The following is a 15,617-nucleotide window of genomic DNA, read 5'->3' as shown; positions in this document are numbered from 1 at the left end:
CGGGTATCGGGATTGCGTTCGCGAATAGATCGGATACAGTCCACAAAATGCGCTGCGCCACCGTCACGCAGGTCGTCGCGGTCTACCGAGGTTACTACTACGTAACGCAGCCCCATGGCTTCGATAGTCTCTGCGAGGTGGCGCGGCTCTTCGGGATCGAGCGGGTCAGGGCGCCCGTGCGCCACATCGCAAAACGGACAGCGTCGCGTGCAAATATCGCCCATGATCATGAAGGTCGCCGTGCCATGGGTAAAACATTCGCCGAGATTCGGGCAGGAGGCCTCTTCGCACACCGTAAACAGGCGTTGTTCGCGCAATACTTTTTTCAAACGTTGCACTTCAGGCCCGGCCGGCGATCTGGCCCGGATCCAGGCCGGTTTACGCATCGGCCGCTCGGTGACTTCAACCTTGATCGGTATGCGCGAGGTCTTGGCTTCACCACGCTGGTGTTTGGACTGTTGCTCAGACATGAATAATCAACTCTATTTGTTCAGGATTTTTGCCGCGCAGCCAGTTCAAGCCGTGCCAGCAAACCGGGCAGCCAGTCCTGCGCTACCCCTTCAACATCGACGCCAACACCAAGGTCACGCAATTGTGTCACTTCCATCCCCGCATAACCGCAGGGATTGATACGCGAGAAGGGTTCCAGGTCCATGTCCACGTTAAAACTCAACCCATGGTAACTGCAGCCCCGTCGCACACGCAGACCGAGTGCGGCAATCTTGGCGCCATCCACATATACGCCCGGTGCATCACGACGCGCACGCGCCGTAATGCCCTGTACGCCCAGCCAGTCGATCACGGACTGCTCAAGCAATTCCACCAGACAACGAATGCCAAGGTTGTGCGCCCGCAGGTCAAGCATCAGATAGGCCACCAGTTGCCCGGGACCGTGGTAGGTCACCTGGCCGCCACGATCCACCTCGACCACCGGGATGTCGCCCGGCGCCAACAGGTGTTCGGGCTTGCCGTTCATTCCCAGTGTGAACACAGGCCGGTGTTCCAGCAGCCAGATCGCATCGTCGGCCGAACCGCTGCGGTTTTCTGTGTGGGCCTGCATCTGCCGCCACACCGGTTCATAATCGCACAGACCGAGGCGGCTAATGTGTATCGACGAGCCAGCATTGGACGCAGAACGTCCATCTGCCGGGTCTGTTACTGAAACCGGTGCCATCACGACGGAAGCCTAGAGCACCATCAACATGTCTTCGCAGGCACTCAGCTCGCGGTACAGGGCGTCCAGCTGCGCCTGGCTGGTGGCACGCACCACAAAGGTTGCGGACAGGTAATTACCCCTGCCGCTGGCCACGATACGCATATTTTCATCTTTAAAATCCGTGTCATGGCGACGGACAATTTCCAGTGCCCGCGCCTCGAAGCCGGATGTGGCCTTGCCCATTGCCTTGATGGGAAAGTCACAGGGGAATTCCAGCAATGTCTGTTTCTGTTCCATGGCGCACATAATAGGGCATGTGCCGACATTTTACCCCGCTGGCTGGTGGGGAATAGTGCCATTCAGGGTGAAATTTCGGTGAACATCTCACGAACCCGACCCTGGAGCGCCGGCACCAGTTCTGCTTCGAACCAGGGGTTACGTCGCAACCACAATTGGTTGCGGGGTGAAGGGTGTGGTGTCGGCAGGATAGCGGGCAGGAACTCGCGCCAGCGGCTCACGGTTTCGGTCACACTGCGACCCGCGACTGGCAAGTGATATTGCTGCGCGTAACGACCTACCAGCAAGGTCAACTCAATATTCGGCAAACAGGCCAGCAGCCGTTGCCGCCATAGCGCTGCACACTCTGAACGGGGCGGCAGGTCACCTGACTTTCCGCGTCCCGGGTAACAGAAGCCCATGGGGATGATGGCAATATGGCACTCATCGTAGAAAAACCCGCGATCCATGTCCAACCAGCGACGTAACCGGTCACCACTGGGATCATTCCAGGGAATGCCGGTTTCGTGCACACGGGTGCCGGGCGCCTGTCCGACGATCAGCAGGCGAGCTGATGTACTGGCCTGTAACACCGGGCGCGGCTCAAACGGAAGCACGCTTTCACAGGCCCGGCAGGCGCGTACTTCGGTCAGCAGCCGGTCAAGCCGGCGTTGCCCTGCCGCGCGGTTGTCAGGCACTTTCTCCATACTCACTGCCGCCTGATCCCGACCGGTCGCAATAGGACTCCAGCCATTCCAGCGCATCGGCTTCCCGGGTGAAAATCCGGGTCGGGTAAGGTGGCTTCTGGAATTTCAGGAAGATGTCCGCCAGCGCGCGGGTAAAAACCGATTTAACAAGAATGGCCATGGCATTGACGACTTCAACAGCGGCTTCACTTGAAGCAAACTGTTTCGCTTCGTACTCGGCTTCTGCAACCGACATGGCGTAAACCAGCAGCGGACCAGGCTCAGCCCTGATTTCCCTGTGCCGCCGGTTCATCTCGCTGAGATCCGTCAGCGTAAGCTGATAATCCTGCGGGAACTCGATGCGCATAATGGCATCGTCGCCCAACCAGATGCGTGGTAGTGGCTGCATGACTATCCCTGAATCCGCTGACCGATAGACGGCACTATACACATAGTACGCGCTGACCCCACATATCCTTCCGCTACGATCACCAGCGAAGAGGTCAGGCTACAAGCTCATTCAGATTGAATATCGGTAACAGGATAGCCAGCACAATCACCAGCACTACCCCCCCCATGAGCAGAATCAGAATCGGCTCGAAAAGCCCCATGACCGCAGAAATCAGGGTTTCGATTTCGCGCTCCTGGTTAATGGCAGCCCGCTCCAGCATTTCTTCCAGCTTGCCGCTGGACTCGCCACTGGCGATAAGGTGCACCGTCATGGGCGGGAAATATCCGCTACTGTCCAGTGCAGCCGAAATACTGGCACCTTCACTTACCTTGCGCGTGGCATCCTCGACAGCTTCGCGCATGGGCAGATTGGACATGACCTCGGCGGCAATGCGCATACCATCCAGCACCGGCACGCCACTGGCTGTCACAATACTGAAAGTGCGTGCAAAGCGTCCGGCATTTATACCACGAGCCAGACGCCCGATGATGGGCAGTTTGAGCAGGGCGTCATGAAAACGGCGCCTCGGGCCTTCCTTGCGCAGCATCCAGTTGAAGGCTGCAACCCCGGCTGCAATCAGCAGCAGCATGATAATGCCATAACTGCGCAAAAAATCACTGACGGCAATCAGGCCGGTCGTCAGTGGCGGCAGATCCTGACCGATGTTTTCAAACACCTGCACCACTTGCGGCACCACGTAGGTCATCAGACCAATGACAACGAATACCGCCACCAGTGTCAGCATGGCCGGGTAGAACAGTGCCAGCTGGATTTTCTGCTGCATCTGCTGGCGATTTTCAGTGTAGTCGGCGAGACGCTCCAGCACCACATCGAGGTGCCCGGACTGCTCACCGGCTGACACTGTGGTGCGATACAGTTCGGGGAAAATGTGGGGGAAATCGCCCAGCCCGGTCGCCAGCGTGTGCCCTTCCATTACCCGTGCGCGCACCGCCAGCAACATACTCTTCAGGCGTGCCTTTTCGTTCTGCTGGGCAGCGGCCTGCAGTGCTTCTTCCAGCGGCAGGCCGGATTTCACCAGTGTCGCCAGTTGCCGGGTAATCAGTGACAGGTCGGTTGCGCTGATGCCGCGCCGCAGACCGCCACCTGGACGCCGGGAAGCTGATTTGCTTTCACGCTGGCTGGCTTCATGAACCTCCAGCGGTGTCAGCCCCTGATCTCGCAACTGCTGGCGTATCTGGCGTGGCGTATCACCTTCCAGGACGCCTTTCTTTTCCTTGCCGCCGCTATCCAGCGCGATGTATTCAAATGCACCCATGGGGTATTATCCGCTCAGCCTTCGCGGCTGACGCGCAGGACTTCCTCGACCGAAGTGGTCCCCGCCAGCACACGCCGCCAGCCATCTTCACGCATGCCGGGAGAATGACGACGCGCCAGTTTCTCCAGCTCCTGCTCGCCGGCGCCATCGTGTATGGCAGTGCGGATGTCATCGTCAATGTCAATCAGCTCATAGATACCGGTTCTTCCCCGATAGCCAAGGTGATTACACTCCGAACAGCCCGTGGGGCGATAAAGCGTTGGCGGGTTCTCCGCGTCCACACCGATCAACTCGCAGTCGGTTGCCGAGGCGGTATAGGACGCCTTGCAGCTGCCACACAGCACGCGCACCAGCCGCTGGGCCAGTACACCAATCAGGCTGGATGACAGCAGGAAGGGCTCGACACCCATATCGCGCAGGCGTGTCACTGCACCAACAGCACTGTTGGTATGCAGGGTGGAAAATACCAGGTGGCCGGTAAGACTGGCCTGTACCGCAATCTCCGCCGTTTCCAGGTCACGAATTTCACCCACCATAACGACATCGGGATCCTGACGCAGAATGGCGCGCAGACCGCGTGCAAAACTCATCTCTACCTTGGTGTTGACCTGCGTCTGGCCAATGCCGTCAAGATAGTATTCGATCGGGTCTTCCACCGTCATGATGTTGCGGCGGTTATCATTCAGACGCTCCAGTGCGGCATACAGTGTGGTGGTCTTGCCGGAACCGGTTGGACCGGTAACCAGCACGATACCGTGAGGACGACGGATCAACTTATCCATCACTCCCCGCGCATCTTCGGCCATACCCAGGTGGGTCAGATCCAGGCGTCCGGCCTGCTTGTCGAGCAAACGCAGCACAACACGCTCACCGTGACCGGATGGCAGGGTGGAAACGCGGACATCGACAGCACGGCCCGCCACCCGCAGGGAAATACGACCATCCTGTGGCAAGCGTTTTTCCGCGATATCGAGCTTTGCCATGACCTTGATGCGCGACACCAGTAAGGGAGCCAGCACACGCTGCGGCTGCAGGACTTCCCGCAACACTCCGTCGACACGGAAACGTACGACTAACCGGTTCTCGAACGGTTCGATATGGATATCAGAGGCATTTTCCTTTACCGCCTCGGTCAACAATGCATTGATCAGGCGGATGATCGGTGCGTCATCCTCACTTTCCAGCAGGTCCTCGGTTTCCGGCAAGGCCTGGGCAACCGTAAACAGATCCAGGTCATCGCCCAGATCCTCCATCATCTGCATGGCTTCGTTGGATCCCTGCTCGTAGGAAGAAGCGAGCAGGGCATCAAACTGTTGTTCGCTGATTTCCTGCAGGCGCAGCGGGCAGCCGACCAACCGGCGTACCTCGATCAGTGCCTGTGGATCAACACCGGGGCGCAACATGACGTCGGCATGATCTTCCGCCAACCCTGACACCAGCACACCGTGGCGTTTGGCAAAACCAAAACCCGGCCGACGGCCGTGCGGGCTATCCGCGACTTCCGCTGCTTCTGTGCTCGTCGTTACGATATCCGTCTCAGCCATCTTGGTCCGGGGCATTTGCATCGGCAGCCGGCTTGTCGCCACCAGGACGCTCAAACGGTGGTGGCAACTCCAGCAGCTCGTTGTATTCCGGTAACCGCGGCATACGCGCACCCGGGATCAACGGTACCTTGTCGCCGTGCAGCTGGAACTGGCGGGCACGCAGCAGGTTGTATTTACCCGCCGTGTAGCGATCAGAATCATTCCCGGTACGCAGTATCACGGGGCGGATGAAGACCATCAGGTTGGCCTTGTCATGGTTGGTCCCCGTCGAACGGAACAAGGCACCCAGTATGGGCAGGTCACCAAGCAGCGGCACTTTCTGTTCGGTTTCCGTCACCCGGTCCTCGATCAGGCCACCCAGCACAATAACCTGGCCATCCTGAATCAGTACCTTGGTCTTTATGGAACGCTTGTCGGTGATGATGTCGCTGGCGGCGGCACTCTGGGATATCGATGAAATTTCCTGCTCGATTTCCATCATAATGGCATCACCCTCATTGATCTGGGGCTTGACCTTGAGCGTGATACCCACATCCTGGCGCTGTATGGTCTGGAAGGGATTGACGGTATTACCCGCACTGGCACCGGCAGTATTCGAAAATGAACCCGTCACAAAAGGCACATTCTGACCGACGACAATTTCCGCCTCTTCGTTGTCCAGTGTCGTGATCGACGGGGTTGACAGGATGTTGGTGTCGGTGTCCGCCGCCAGCGCCTGCAGGACGGCGCCCCACTTGAGCTGCCCACCATCAGTCACATTGCCACCACCGAGGATCAGTCCCGCCGAAACTCCCGGCACAGTACCCGTGGCAATCCCGTTAATGATCGCCGTTGCAGGAATACCGCCGGTGTTATCAAAATTGCTCCCGCCAACCGGCGTACCTGTACTGCCGGTGCCATCGAATGCCCATTGCACACCCAGCTCACGCGCCTTCTTCTCGCTCACTTCCGCAATGATCGCATCGACCAGTACCTGTGAGCGGCGGATATCCAGTTGCCGGATCACCGCTTCCAGTGAACGCATCAGCGCCGGTGGAGCCGTGATAACCAGTGCATTGGTTGCCTCGTCCGCCTGAATATCCAGCTCCTTGTCAAGACTGGCAGGGGTGGCAGGCTTGCCTTTTACCTTCACCCCCTGAACCTTGCCGACACCACGCAGTGTCTCAACAAGGTCAGCCGCCTTGGCGTACTTCAGGTAAATCACCTTGGTATTCCCACCGCGTTCCAGCGGTGTATCCAGGTGAGAAATAATAGCGCGCAACCGCAGGCGACTGGAGCGATCCCCGCCCAGCAATACACTGTTGGTACGCTCATCCGCCACCAGGGTCCGGGCAGAAGTCTGCGCGCCCTTGGCCTGACCCGGCCCGCTGCGACTGATCGCATTCAGCACCCGCACCACTTCCGTGGCCGAAGCATATTCCAGACGGATAACCTCGATTTCGCTGTCGCTGACCTTGTCGATACGTCGAATGATGTTGACCAGCCGTGCAACATTTTCGGCGCGGTCTGAAATAATCAGCACATTGGTGGTCGGATAGGCCGCCAGGTGTCCCTGCTGCGGGACCAGTGGGCGCAATATCGGCACCAGCTGTGCCGAGGCCACATTATCCACCTGGATCACTCGTGTCACCATTTCATCACCACGCCCCGGTGCGCTGTCAGTCGCATTCGGGATACTGTCCTGCTTGGCACTGACATCAGGCACGATCTTGATCACCTGCCCGCTCGGAACCGCGGCAAACCCGTGCACTTTAAGGATGGAAAGAAACACCTGGTAAACCTCATCGCTGTCCATCGCACGCGAGGAAATCACTGTCACCTTGCCCTTGACGCGCGGATCAACGATAAAGTTCTTTCCGGTCACTTCCGCGACAGTAGCGATCAGCGCATTGATATCGGCGCCCTTGAGATTGAGCGTGATGGTCTGTGCAAATAACGGCGCCACACCTAACAGGCACAGTGCCAGCACGACATTACGCCATCCTTTTTTTCTGATTGTCAGCCGATCCACTAGGTTTCTGCTCCTGCTACCGGACCGATGCCGGCAAGGTCAAATTAAGTGATATTTCCTGGCCACCGCGCAACAGGGTGACATCTACGGAATCACCTTTCCCCAGCGCCTGCATGGCTTTCATGCCTTTCGCTGGAGCATCGATCTTCACGCCATTGATCGAGGTCACGATATCACCCGGCTTCAACCCCAGCTCCCTGAGTGCACCGCGCTGTTTACCTGGCTGCAGGCGGAAACCGACAAATTTGCCGTTCTGCCGCGCCGGTGTCGCACGCACATAGTTCAGGAACGACGCCGGGTTCTGTTTGATTTCGTTGCGGTACTTGTTGAATGCCGATGCCCGCGACCTGTCACTGCTGCTGCCAGAGCGTGTCGCAGCACGGTGGCTGACCGATTGTACGCCTGATTTATTACGCTTCCTGGGCAGCTTTAACGTTTCGAAGCGCCCGTTGCGCTCAAGAATGATCCGGTCTGGATAGATCTCGGATAGTTTTGCACCACCTGGCAGGGGGTCTCCGATCCCGTAGGTATCTTCCTTGCCTTTCGGGTCGGCAATAATCGCCCAGCCGGAGGATGCTTCATTACTCGCGAATACACCCTTCAGGGTCAATCTGAGCCGTGTTTCCGGCGCGCTGAGCGGTACGACTTTTTTCGTCGTGGTCTGCCCGGCTTCGCCGAACAGGTGCCAGCCAGCCAGCTCCTTCTCATTAAAAGCGCTCGATTTCCGCTGTACCGGCTGAAGATCGGGGGCCACCGCCACAGCGTGCTCAAACGACGGTGACGGCAGCAGTAACCAGCTCAGTCCCGCGAGCTGCCAGGCCAGCCAGACTATCAATAACCCATTGATAATATTTACAAACAGAGAAATATGGCCCGCGCGAAACGGGTGCCGAAACACGTGTTGTGGAAGTGCAAGACTTACCATGGGTTTATAGCTTCACAATATCCCTGAACAATTAACCGCGGCCAGATGGTAAAGAACTTAAACGATCGTTGCTAATGTCTTAATTTTCTCGGAGTTTCTGATTCTAGCCCATTTTCGACATAAATAACCGCAATCCAGTTCAATACTACAACCTCCGCACCGTGTTCAGGAAGCAGAACGCCGCCGACCGCCGCTCCTTCCGGATGATCCACGACCATCACGCCCGCCCCGTTGACCGCGCCCGGGCAGGGGCTTTCGTTGCGGTCGTTTTACCGGCGGCAAGGGGGTCGCCAGCATATCGTCCGTCACTTGTTCGACCGGGATACTGTGTTCGATATAGGCCTCGATATCAGGCAGGGAATACACGAAACGCTCACAGGCAAAGCTGATGGCGTCGCCGTCTGCACCCAGCCTGGCCGTTCGACCGATGCGATGTACATAATCTTCCGCTTCCTGCGGCAGGTCATAGTTGAATACATGACTCACATCGGGAATATGCAGCCCGCGCGCCGCCACGTCGGTTGCCACCAGTACTGCCAGCTCGCCGTCCTGGAATTTCTTCAATAGTGTCTGGCGCTTTTTCTGCGGCACATCACCGGACAGTATGGCGGCCTTGTGACCATTGCCCTCAAGATAACTCCACACCTTTTCGGCGTCGCGTTTTGTGTTCACGAAGACAATGGAGCGTGTGGCGTCGATACGTTTCATCAGGCCCAGCAACAGCGGGATCTTCTCGTCATTGGCCGTGTGATACAGCACCTGCCTTACCCGCTCGGCCGTCACCTGTTCGGATTCAACCTGAACCAGCTGCGGACTGTTCATGTGTTCATACGCCAGTTCATTCACGCGATGTGACAGGGTGGCGGAAAACAACAGACCGAGCCGTTTATCAGGTGGCGGGCAACGCCGCAACAGGTAACGCACATCCTTGATAAAGCCCAGATCGAACATGCGATCAGCCTCATCCAGCACAACAACCTGTGCCTTTGAAAGGTCAAATACATGCTGTTTGAAATAGTCGATGATACGGCCCGGTGTACCAATCAGCACATCGACACCTTCGGAAATATACTTGCGCTGGATATCGTAATCCGTTCCGCCGTAGGCAATACCGAGCCGCAGGCCTGTGTGTTGCCCCAGCGCCATGGCATCACGGTGAATCTGTATCGCCAGTTCACGCGTCGGTGCCAGGATAAGCGCGCGTGCCTGCGTCGGTTTACGGCCTTCCGGCGCAGGATTCGCTAACAGGTGATTGAACGTTGCAATCAGGAATGCCGCCGTCTTGCCGGTTCCGGTTTGCGCCTGGCCAGCAACATCCTGGCCCTTCAAGGTCAGTGGCAAGGTTTTTTCCTGTATCGGGGTGCATGCCAAAAAGCCCGCATCCTCAATGCCTTGTGCAAGTTTCTCAGGCAGATCAAAGCTGCTGAACAGGATTTCGCTTAAGTGATTTTCAGTCATAGTGGTGGAGCATAACGAATTTATTCGCGTTTATCCCGGATTTAGACTTGCAATCAAACGCTTTTTGGGCTGAAATTGCCCCAACTGCACAGCGGCTCGTCAGCTTTAACTACCTGAACCCGTGGACTGGCACTTTCCCGCACCGCAGCGAAGACGTCTGAAACAGACCCATTCAAATTCGACACTCCGTTCTATTTTCCGATTGTTAGTATCGTGGTCAGGAGGCCCAAAGCGTGAGCGATAATATCGTTTATTTAACCGACGAATCTTTTCAAAACGAAGTCCTTGATTCACCCAGACCTGTATTAGTGGATTACTGGGCTGAATGGTGCGGACCCTGCAAGATGATTGCACCCATCCTGACTGAAATTGCCGAAGAGTACGAAGGCAAGATCAAGATCGCCAAACTGAACATCGACGACAATCCACAGACGCCCCCCAAATACGGCATCCGTGGCATTCCGACCCTGATGTTGTTCAAGGACGGCAATGTCGAAGCAACCAAGGTCGGCGCACTGTCAAAATCACAGCTGACTGCTTTTATTGATACAAACCTGTAGCGCCCTGCTGAACCGCAGCGCAGTAAACCGTACCGGAGATTATTACCGACCAGGGCTTGAACCACCCCGACAACATTACTGCAACAGTAATGTGCCGCTAACCGCCACTGCCTTTCTTTCAGCGGCGCCTTTTCTGCAACCTGACACGACTAAAAATGCTTATGAATCTAACAGAACTCAAACAAAAACCTGCTTCCGAACTCATCAAGATTGCCCAGGGCATGGGCATCGAGGGCACGCGTTCACGCAAACAGGACGTCATCTTCTCGATCCTCAAATCGCACGCCAAGAGCGGGGAGGATATCTTTGGTGATGGTGTACTGGAAATACTCCAGGACGGTTTCGGCTTCCTGCGTTCGGCGGACAGTTCCTACCTCGCCGGCCCGGACGATATTTATGTTTCCCCCAGCCAGATTCGCCGCTTTGGTCTGCGTACCGGCGACACGGTATCCGGGAAAATCCGGCCACCGAAAGAAGGTGAGCGTTATTTCGCGCTGCTGAAAGTCAACGAAATCAACTACGAGAAGCCCGAGAACGCCAAGGGCAAGGTACTGTTCGAAAACCTCACACCACTGCACCCGAACAAGCGTCTGAAACTGGAGTTGGGCAACGGCAGCACGGAAGACATTACCGCGCGCGTCATCGACCTGGCCGCCCCCATCGGCAAGGGCCAGCGCGGCTTGATCGTCTCGCCACCGAAAGCCGGCAAAACCATGTTGCTGCAGAACATTGCACAGTCCATCACAACCAATCATCCCGAGTGCTACATGATCGTATTACTGATCGACGAGCGCCCGGAAGAAGTGACGGAAATGGCGCGCTCGGTACGCGGCGAAGTCGTGTCTTCCACATTCGACGAACCGGCCAGCCGCCACGTACAGGTCGCGGAAATGGTGATCGAGAAAGCCAAGCGACTGGTCGAACACAAGCGTGACGTGGTCATCCTGCTGGATTCCATCACCCGACTGGGACGCGCCTACAACACGGTTGTACCGTCTTCCGGCAAGGTTCTGACCGGCGGTGTCGATGCCAACGCCCTGCACAGGCCAAAACGGTTCTTCGGTGCGGCACGTAACATTGAGGAAGGTGGCTCACTGACCATCATCGCAACCGCCCTGGTGGAAACCGGCTCGCGTATGGATGATGTGATCTACGAGGAATTCAAGGGCACCGGCAACATGGAAATCCACCTCGACCGCAAGATTGCCGAGAAGCGTGTCTACCCGGCCATCAATATCAACCGTTCCGGTACACGTCGCGAAGAATTGCTGACCAGGCCGGACGAATTACAGAAGATATGGATCCTGCGCAAACTGCTTCATCCAATGGATGAACTGGCCGCAATGGAGTTCCTGCTCGACCGCCTGAAAGCGGTCAAGACCAATGATGAGTTCTTTGACTCGATGAAGCGCTAGCCTGGGCATTTAATCCATCCAGCGATTCTTCAACCGCACGTAGTGATCGGCTGAATACCCCAGAAACACCTTTTCCTTTTCCGTCAGCTCACGCTGGCGGCGTGCCGGTGAGCCCACGTACAGGTAACCGCCTTCCAGCTCCTTGCCCGGTGTAACCAGTGCGCCCGCCCCCACCATGGCACCGGCACGAATCACCGCGCCATCCAGTACCACGGCACCCATACCGATCAGGCAGCGGTCTTCCACGGTACAGGCATGCAGTACAACCTTGTGCCCGACCGTCACTTCGTCACCAATAATCAGCGGCTGACCACCCGGCGCGTAATCGCTGTCGTGGGTAACATGCAACACGGAACCGTCCTGGATATTGGTACGCGCACCGATGAGAATAAAGTTTATATCGCCACGTACCACGCTCATGGGCCAGATTGAACTGTCCGCGCCAATCTCGACGCGTCCCGCCACCATCGCCTGCTCATCGATATAGACGCCGGGCTCCAGTTTCGGACTATGACCATCAAAGGTTCGAACCGACACAGGGATCTCCGTTACAACCAGTAAGCCACACCGGTCATTATTCTGGACGTAACGCCCATCAGCGCTTTCACCGGCGCAGGCAGGTCGACACCACCGGCTGCTTTCGCCAGTTCACCATGGTGCGCTTCGTCAATTTTCATCTGTTCCAGCACGGCACGGCTCTTCAGGTCTTTGGGTGATATTTTCTTCAGGTGTTCATCCAGGTGTTCAATGACCTGGCGCTCGGTTTCCGCGACAAAACCGAGGCTCCACTTGTCGCCGGCCAGCCCGGCACTGGCGCCAATGGCGAATGAACCGGCGTACCAGAGCGGGTTGAGATAACTCAGGTGTCCGTCCAGCGCATGCACACGCTTCTCGCACCAGTCGAGATGGTCATTCTCCTCGGCAGCGGCACGTTCCATACGCTCGCGCACCTCGGGCAATTTCGCCGTCAGTGCCTGCCCCTGGTAGAGCGCCTGCGCGGCAACTTCACCGGCGTGGTTCACCCGCATCAGGCGCATGGATTCGGTTTTCTCCGTGTCTACGAGTTCCGCTTCCCCGATACCATCGGCGGGATCGGGGCGTTCGGTGACCAGCGGGCGACCCGCCAATGTGCGCACCGCCTGGTCAAGGTTCATTACCAGACGGTCGAGCGATGTGTAGTGTCGTGTTGTCATAGCAACAGTGTCGGTGATTTACCCGGCAGATTCAACACAGGCACACCCATAAGGCAGAGGACCGGCAGTCACTGCCTGGGCATATTGCGCCCGTAAAAAATCTCCATGATTTCGTGCTCGACCTGGCGGCTGACCCGGCGCTTTTCCACCGCCGTCATGGCCTCGACACCCACACCAAACAGGTAATCATCGAGCGCCAGGTTTTTCAGCCGCATCCGGGTATGGAAAATATTTTCCTGGTACACATTCACATCGACCATCTCGTAACGCTGTTTGGTGTCACGTGACAGGAAATTCTGGATGGAATTGATCTTGTGATCGATAAAGTGCTTGCGACCACGCACATCGCGGGTGAAACCCCGCACCCGGTAATCCAGCGTAACAATGTCCGACTCGAAACTGTGTATCAGGTAGTTCAATGCCTTGAGTGGCGAGATGCGCCCACAGGTCGATACATCGATATCCACCCTGAAGGTACTGATACCGTTGTCTGGATGGCTCTCGGGATAGGTATGCACGGTAACGTGGCTTTTGTCGAGATGCGCGACAACAGCGTCCGGCAAAGGCCCCGGTGACGCCGTATTGGAAACATCCGGCTCCCTGACAGGGTCTTCAGCAATCAGCATAGTGACGCTGGCGCCTTCCGGGTCATAGTTCTGGTGCGCAATATTAAGGATAGTTGCATCGATGATATTACACACGTCCGTCAGGATATGCGTCAGACGCTCGGCATTGTATGCCTCGTCGATGTATTCAATATATTCACGGCGGTCAGCCGCTGAACTGGTATAGCAAATATCGTAGATATTGAAGCTGAGAGTCTTGGTGAGATTATTGAAACCCTGCAACCTGATTTTCTTCATGGCACGGCCAGGCATGGATATTCACCTAACGGTCAGCAATGGGCGGGTGATACATCATTTGCACAATAACCTGCTCCGGGCCAACGCAATAAAAACTGCGTGCGCCGTCACGGTGTGTGCGTGGCTGCGATTTCATCTCGACACCATTGTCCAGCAGAAAGCGGTACCAGTCATCCACATCATCCGGCGTCTTCAGAATAAAACCGATATGGTCCAGTAACTGGCCCTGTTCTGCCGGTACAGTCACGCTGCGGTGCAACGCGAGATTATCATTGCCGGAGGTGAGATATACATTGTCAGGGTCAGGCCTCCATTCCACCTGCATGCCCAGCAGGTCGACATAGAACTGCTCCGCCGCTTCGAGGTCGCGCGCATACAAGGCAATATGCCGCATGCCCGCCGTCGGGTTTGGCCGCTCCATATCAGGCCTCCCGGATTTCGTAGTCGTGAGTAATGGTCGCTGTCTTGCCCAGCATAATCGATGCCGAACAGTATTTCTCCGCCGACAGTGATACGGCGCGTGCAACACGCTTGTCGTCCAGCCCCTTGCCGGTCACGATGAAATGCACGTGGATGGCGCTGAACACCCTGGGGTCTTCTTCAGTTCGTTCGGCTTCCAGCTCGGCCACGCAGTCAGTAACGGGCTGACGCGACTTGTTCAGGATATGCACCACATCGAAGGCCGTGCACCCCCCCATGCCCAGCAACAGCATTTCCATCGGGCGCACGCCCAGGTTACGTCCGCCGTGCTCCGGCGGGCCGTCCATGACCACCGCGTGTCCACTGCCGGACTCGCCGATAAACGTCGCGTCCTGAACCCATTTGATGCGTGCCTGCATGGCGAAAATCCTCGCAAAACTTTCAAAACGTGAAGGTTATCACAGTTCAGCAGATACGCTGCCCGGCGGGACGGCATAGTGTTCAAGGCCGGCACCCCTCCTGCCGAAACAGGTTGTATTCGACCCACTCCCGAACAGGACGGCGGAATTTCGCCCGCCAATGAAAGGTAACCCTATGATCCAGACACTGTTGAAACCCGCTGAAACCACCACCGTTGACCGGTTTCTGGAGAATTGTCACCGTCGCCGCTACCCGGCCAAGAGCGTCATCATCTACGCAGGCGACCAGCCGGATGTGCTCTACTACATCGTCGAGGGCTCGGTCAGCGTGCTGATCGAGGACGAAGACGGCCACGAAATCGTGCTCGCCTACCTGAATCCCGGTGATTTCTTCGGGGAAATGGGCCTGTTCGGCGAAGACAGCGACCGCAGCGCCTGGGTGCGGACCAAAACCCAGTGCGAACTGGCCGAAATCAGCTACAGCCGCTACCGCCAGCTGACCGAAAACGATCCCGGCATCCTGTACATGCTGGCCGGACAGATGGCCAGCCGGCTGCGCCACACCAGCCGCAAGGTCAGCGACTTGGCGTTCCTGGATGTCACCGGCCGCGTCGCACGTACACTGCTGGACCTGTGCAAACAGCCGGACGCGATGACCCACCCGGACGGCATGCAGATCAAGATCACCCGCCAGGAAATCGGGCGTATTGTCGGCTGTTCGCGCGAGATGGTGGGGCGGGTGCTGAAGTCGCTTGAGGAGCAGGGGCTGATTACGGCCAAGGGCAAGACCATGGTGGTGTTCGGCGCGCGTTAGCCCCTTACCCCTCATTCTGTATATTTGGGGTCAGAGTAAAAACTTGTGGTTAACGATATATGGACAAAGTGGTTTTTACTCTGACCCCAAACCTATGACCCCAAACCTACTATTCAGCTACTACGAAAGGTTCCTGTCAGAAGAAGAGCT

The 15,617-nt window shown here is 57.0% G+C and carries 18 protein-coding genes; 3 read left to right on the top strand and 15 right to left on the bottom strand.

From position 1 onward, the window contains the following. From ACW81B_RS11685 to rhlB, 10 genes are all read right to left on the bottom strand, one after another. Nucleotides 1-470: lipoyl synthase (locus tag ACW81B_RS11685; protein ID WP_491580401.1), on the bottom strand; the 470-nt coding region annotated here is incomplete at its 3' end. A 20-nt stretch (nucleotides 471-490) separates the two neighbouring features. Beyond that, a complete protein-coding gene (gene lipB / locus ACW81B_RS11680) occupies nucleotides 491-1,174 on the bottom strand; it encodes a lipoyl(octanoyl) transferase LipB (protein WP_491580403.1) in 684 nt (227 codons plus the stop codon). A gap of 12 nt (nucleotides 1,175-1,186) precedes the next feature. Then, nucleotides 1,187-1,453, bottom strand: a complete 267-nt coding sequence (locus ACW81B_RS11675) for a YbeD family protein (RefSeq protein WP_491580400.1) — start codon at nucleotides 1,451-1,453, stop codon at nucleotides 1,187-1,189. Between the two features lie 62 nt (nucleotides 1,454-1,515). Beyond that, a complete protein-coding gene (locus ACW81B_RS11670) occupies nucleotides 1,516-2,139 on the bottom strand; it encodes a uracil-DNA glycosylase family protein (RefSeq protein ID WP_491580399.1) in 624 nt (207 codons plus the stop codon). Beyond that, nucleotides 2,123-2,527 (bottom strand): DUF7793 family protein, encoded by a 405-nt coding sequence (locus ACW81B_RS11665; RefSeq protein WP_491580398.1) that lies wholly within the window; start codon nucleotides 2,525-2,527, stop codon nucleotides 2,123-2,125. Before ACW81B_RS11665 ends, ACW81B_RS11670 begins: the two co-directional genes overlap by 17 nt. Nucleotides 2,528-2,621: 94 nt before the next feature. Beyond that, the gene (gspF, locus tag ACW81B_RS11660; protein WP_491580397.1) at nucleotides 2,622-3,845 is read right to left on the bottom strand and encodes a type II secretion system inner membrane protein GspF; all 1,224 of its coding nucleotides are present in this window, start codon (nucleotides 3,843-3,845) and stop codon (nucleotides 2,622-2,624) included. A 14-nt stretch (nucleotides 3,846-3,859) separates the two neighbouring features. Beyond that, complete coding sequence (gene gspE / locus ACW81B_RS11655; RefSeq protein WP_491580396.1) at nucleotides 3,860-5,389, bottom strand: type II secretion system ATPase GspE; 1,530 nt, start codon at nucleotides 5,387-5,389, stop codon at nucleotides 3,860-3,862. Next, nucleotides 5,382-7,400, bottom strand: a complete 2,019-nt coding sequence (gspD, locus tag ACW81B_RS11650) for a type II secretion system secretin GspD (protein ID WP_491580395.1) — start codon at nucleotides 7,398-7,400, stop codon at nucleotides 5,382-5,384. The genes gspE and gspD overlap by 8 nt, the downstream gene beginning before the upstream one ends. A 16-nt stretch (nucleotides 7,401-7,416) precedes the next feature. Next, the gene (gene gspC / locus ACW81B_RS11645; protein WP_491580394.1) at nucleotides 7,417-8,235 is read right to left on the bottom strand and encodes a type II secretion system protein GspC; all 819 of its coding nucleotides are present in this window, start codon (nucleotides 8,233-8,235) and stop codon (nucleotides 7,417-7,419) included. A gap of 255 nt (nucleotides 8,236-8,490) precedes the next feature. Continuing rightward, a complete protein-coding gene (gene rhlB / locus ACW81B_RS11640) occupies nucleotides 8,491-9,783 on the bottom strand; it encodes an ATP-dependent RNA helicase RhlB (protein WP_491580393.1) in 1,293 nt (430 codons plus the stop codon). Between the two features lie 233 nt (nucleotides 9,784-10,016). Between rhlB and trxA the strand changes: the two genes are divergently transcribed. Continuing rightward, nucleotides 10,017-10,343, top strand: coding sequence for a thioredoxin TrxA (gene trxA, locus ACW81B_RS11635; RefSeq protein ID WP_491580392.1), 327 nt, complete (start codon nucleotides 10,017-10,019; stop codon nucleotides 10,341-10,343). Nucleotides 10,344-10,504: 161 nt separating this feature from the next. Then, nucleotides 10,505-11,758 (top strand): transcription termination factor Rho, encoded by a 1,254-nt coding sequence (gene rho, locus ACW81B_RS11630; protein WP_491580391.1) that lies wholly within the window; start codon nucleotides 10,505-10,507, stop codon nucleotides 11,756-11,758. A 9-nt stretch (nucleotides 11,759-11,767) separates the two neighbouring features. Here the strand turns inward: rho and ACW81B_RS11625 are convergent, their stop codons facing one another. From ACW81B_RS11625 to ACW81B_RS11605, 5 genes are all read right to left on the bottom strand, one after another. Beyond that, the gene (locus tag ACW81B_RS11625; protein WP_491580390.1) at nucleotides 11,768-12,295 is read right to left on the bottom strand and encodes a gamma carbonic anhydrase family protein; all 528 of its coding nucleotides are present in this window, start codon (nucleotides 12,293-12,295) and stop codon (nucleotides 11,768-11,770) included. An 11-nt stretch (nucleotides 12,296-12,306) separates the two neighbouring features. Then, the gene (gene coq7 / locus ACW81B_RS11620; RefSeq protein WP_491580389.1) at nucleotides 12,307-12,951 is read right to left on the bottom strand and encodes a 2-polyprenyl-3-methyl-6-methoxy-1,4-benzoquinone monooxygenase; all 645 of its coding nucleotides are present in this window, start codon (nucleotides 12,949-12,951) and stop codon (nucleotides 12,307-12,309) included. 68 nt (nucleotides 12,952-13,019) lie between these two features. Continuing rightward, the gene (gene speD, locus ACW81B_RS11615; RefSeq protein WP_491580388.1) at nucleotides 13,020-13,829 is read right to left on the bottom strand and encodes an adenosylmethionine decarboxylase; all 810 of its coding nucleotides are present in this window, start codon (nucleotides 13,827-13,829) and stop codon (nucleotides 13,020-13,022) included. Nucleotides 13,830-13,839: 10 nt separating this feature from the next. Next, nucleotides 13,840-14,235, bottom strand: a complete 396-nt coding sequence (locus ACW81B_RS11610) for a VOC family protein (protein ID WP_491580387.1) — start codon at nucleotides 14,233-14,235, stop codon at nucleotides 13,840-13,842. Nucleotide 14,236: 1 nt separating this feature from the next. Then, nucleotides 14,237-14,653 carry an OsmC family protein gene (locus ACW81B_RS11605; protein ID WP_491580386.1) on the bottom strand — a complete coding sequence of 139 codons (417 nt, stop codon included), beginning with the start codon at nucleotides 14,651-14,653 and terminating at the stop codon, nucleotides 14,237-14,239. A 175-nt stretch (nucleotides 14,654-14,828) separates the two neighbouring features. Between ACW81B_RS11605 and crp the strand changes: the two genes are divergently transcribed. Beyond that, on the top strand, nucleotides 14,829-15,467 hold the full coding sequence (gene crp / locus ACW81B_RS11600; protein ID WP_491580402.1) for a cAMP-activated global transcriptional regulator CRP: 639 nt from the start codon (nucleotides 14,829-14,831) through the stop codon (nucleotides 15,465-15,467). The last annotated feature ends 150 nt before the right edge of the window (nucleotides 15,468-15,617 follow it).

This window comes from Thiogranum sp., from assembly GCF_058323355.1.
This window is presented reverse-complemented; position numbering and strand designations above follow the sequence as displayed.